The sequence below is a fragment of the Pseudomonas sp. genome (assembly GCF_050739995.1).
Lineage (GTDB): Bacteria > Pseudomonadota > Gammaproteobacteria > Pseudomonadales > Pseudomonadaceae > Aquipseudomonas.
In genome coordinates, this window is record NZ_JBOICG010000089.1 from 1 (window position 1) to 2,891 (window position 2,891).

Sequence of the window (2,891 nt, forward strand, 5' to 3'; positions counted from 1 at the left end):
GGCTTGCCCCGCGCTGGGCTGCGAAGCGGCCCCACCCCCATGCACCTCGGCGTTTCTGAAACACCGCAGCGTCCTTGTTGGGGCGGCTTCGCCACCCAGCGCGGGGCAAGCCCGCTCACTACAAGAGTTTGGCCGCGGTAGATTTTCTTAACTGACTGGCATTAGGGCTTGCCCCCGATAACGGCGTTTCAGTCGACGAATTTGGTGGCTGGATCAGCGCCATCGCGAGCAAGCCTCTTCCCACCCGGCATCATTCGCAACGCGGTGTTATCGCGCATGACGTAGTGGTGGTAGATCCCAGCCAACGCATGCAGCCCGATCAGCCAGTAACCGACGGTGCCGCTCAGTTCATGCCATTCCTTGATCTGTTTGGCCAAGTCTTTGTTTTCGCCGATCAGGGGTGGCAACTCCATCCCGTAGAACATCACGGAATGTCCCTGGGCACTGACGATCAACCAGCCCAGGATCGGCGTGCCGATCATGAACACATACAGCGCGATATGCATCAGGGTCGCCAGCAGTGATTGCCAGGCTGGCGGTGCCGGGACGATTTTCGGCGCAACGCCCAATGCACGCGCGAACAGACGCAGCCAGACCAGTACAAACACGGTCAGGCCGAACATGAAGTGCATTTCCACGATCAACGCCCGACCACCACTGCCTTTGGGAAAGATTCCACGAAGTTCAATGCAGGCGTACACCACCGCCAGCAGCACCACCATCAACCAGTGCAACGCAATCGACATGGTGCTGTAGCGCGTAGCTGAATTTTTCCACGGCATCGCTGGGTTCCTCACTCATCAGGGCATACCTCCGTTCTTTGGCGACGGAGTCCTTTAACTGTATGCCGGTTTTGAGCGGTTTGCCTGGCGCAATGCCGTTGTCTTGACCTCTATCAGTGGCTTTGCGGCATTTCACCGCGGGCCAGGCGCTGGTTGATATCGGTGATGACCGCCGGCAGGTCGGTGATGGTATCGATCAGGTAATGCGGACGTGAGCCTTTGAACATGGCCTCGATGCGTGTGCGTTCGCTGGCCAGGGTCGCCGGGTCCAGGGCACGGAACTGCTCGTAGGTCAGGCCCAGGGCGTTGCCGGAGCAGGTCAGGGCCACCGTCCACATCCCCGCGCGGCGGCCTTCAAGGATGCCCGGTACGGTGTCGTCGACCTTGACGCACGCGGCCACATCATCGATCCCCAGGGCGATCACGTTGGCCAGGGCCTGGGCCGGCCATGGGCGTCCGTTGGGGACTTCGTCGGTGGCAACCACGTGGTCGGCGATATAGCCGTTGGTGGTGGCCAGGGCGACGACCTTGTCCATGACCTGCTTGGGATAGCCGGAGCAGGAGCCGATCTTGATACCTTGCACCCGCAGTCGCGCAATGGTGTCGAGGGCACCCGGGATCAACGCCGAGTGTTCGGCGATCTTCTCGATCTGCAGCGGCATGAAACGCTGGTAGATGGTGGTGACGTCATCGTCGGTCGGCGTGCGGCCGAAGGCCTTGCGGTAACGCTCGGCCACCTGCGGTTGATCGCAGAGGGTACGGATATGGTCCCATTTACCCATGCCCATCGGGCCCCGGGCTTCTTCGATGGACACTTGCACGTCGAACTCGGCGAAGGCTTCCACAAAGATCTGCGTAGGCGCAAAGGAACCGAAGTCGACCACGGTGCCGGCCCAATCGAGGATCACGGCCTGGAGGGTGTTGGGGTTTTGATAGTTCATGCGTGTGATCCAAGAGAAGAAAGGTTGATATTCATAGCGTTCAACACCTCGGCGATGGCGGCGACGGCGGCGTGCATTTCAGCGGCGTCGACATCGCCGATGCAGCCCACACGGAAGGTTTCCACCTGGGTCAATTTGCCGGGATACAGGATGAAACCCTTGGCCTTGACCCGCTCATAAAACTCCTTGAACTGGTAATGCGGGTCTTGCGGGGCGTGGAACGTGACGATGATCGGTGCCTGGATCGCTGCCGGCAGGAAGCTGCGCAAACCCAGTTCAGCCATGCCTTCCAGCAGCGCCCGGCAATTGTTGGCGTAGCGTTGATGGCGTGCGGACAGGCCGCCTTCTTCGGCGTATTGCAACAACGCTTCGTGCAGGGCAGCGACCACGTGGGTCGGTGGGGTGAAGCGCCATTGACCGGTCTTGGCCATGTAGCTGTGCTGGTCGAACAGGTCCATCGCCAGGGAATGGCAGTTGCCTTGGGCGGCGGCCAGCGCCTGTTTGTCAGTGAAGACAAAGCCCATGCCCGGCACACCTTCCAGACACTTGCCGGACGCGGCGATCAGCGCGTCGAACGGCACTTCATGGGCATCGATCGGCAGGGCACCGAAGGAACTCATGGCGTCGATGATCAGGCGCTTGCCGTGCCGTTTCACCACCTGGGCGATCTCGGGCAGTGGGTTGAGAATGCCGGTGCTGGTTTCGCAGTGGATCAACGCGACGTGGGTGATGGTTCTGTCTGCTTGTAGCAGGCGCTCCACGTCGACGGCGGTGGTGGGTTCGTCTTCAGCGGTTTCAAAGGTGCTGAACTCGCGGCCGAGCACTTCGCAGATCTTCGCCAGACGCTTGCCGTAGGCACCGTTGATCAACACCAGCACCTTGCCGTTGCGTGGCACCAGCGTGCCAATGGCGGCTTCGACGGCAAAGGTGCCGCTGCCTTGCAAAGGCACGCAATGGTGGCTGGCGGCGCCGTTGATGATCGCCAGCAACTGCTCGCAGACGCTGGCAGTGAGCTGGTTGAAGCGGTCATCCCATGAACCCCAATCCACCAGCATCGCCTGGCGGGTGCGGGCGGACGTGGTCAGGGGGCCGGGTGTGAGCAGAATCGGCGTGGTCATTGCGGCTCCTCGTGAAGCGGTCGAGTCAATCTACGGCGCCTAAATTGCAG

The 2,891-nt window shown here is 61.2% G+C and carries 3 protein-coding genes; all 3 read right to left on the reverse strand.

The features are described from left to right. Nucleotides 1–188 precede the first annotated feature (188 nt). Entirely contained in the window at nt 189–782 is a 594-nt protein-coding gene (locus tag ACRESD_RS03035; RefSeq protein ID WP_431749569.1) for a cytochrome b, read from the reverse strand. A 113-nt stretch (nt 783–895) separates the two neighbouring features. Beyond that, nucleotides 896–1,723: a phosphonoacetaldehyde hydrolase gene (phnX, locus tag ACRESD_RS03040; RefSeq protein WP_431749570.1), complete on the reverse strand. Its 828-nt coding sequence runs from the start codon at nt 1,721–1,723 to the stop codon at nt 896–898. Next, nucleotides 1,720–2,841, reverse strand: a complete 1,122-nt coding sequence (locus ACRESD_RS03045; protein WP_431749571.1) for a 2-aminoethylphosphonate--pyruvate transaminase — start codon at nt 2,839–2,841, stop codon at nt 1,720–1,722. The genes phnX and ACRESD_RS03045 overlap by 4 nt, the downstream gene beginning before the upstream one ends. Between the last annotated feature and the right edge of the window lie 50 nt (nt 2,842–2,891).

Coding starts and splice junctions, on each gene's coding strand:
- ACRESD_RS03035 (WP_431749569.1), bottom strand. CDS start 782: ATGCCGTGGAAAAATTCAGCTACGCGCTACAGCACCATGTCGATTGCG.
- phnX (WP_431749570.1), bottom strand. CDS start 1,723: ATGAACTATCAAAACCCCAACACCCTCCAGGCCGTGATCCTCGATTGG.
- ACRESD_RS03045 (WP_431749571.1), bottom strand. CDS start 2,841: ATGACCACGCCGATTCTGCTCACACCCGGCCCCCTGACCACGTCCGCC.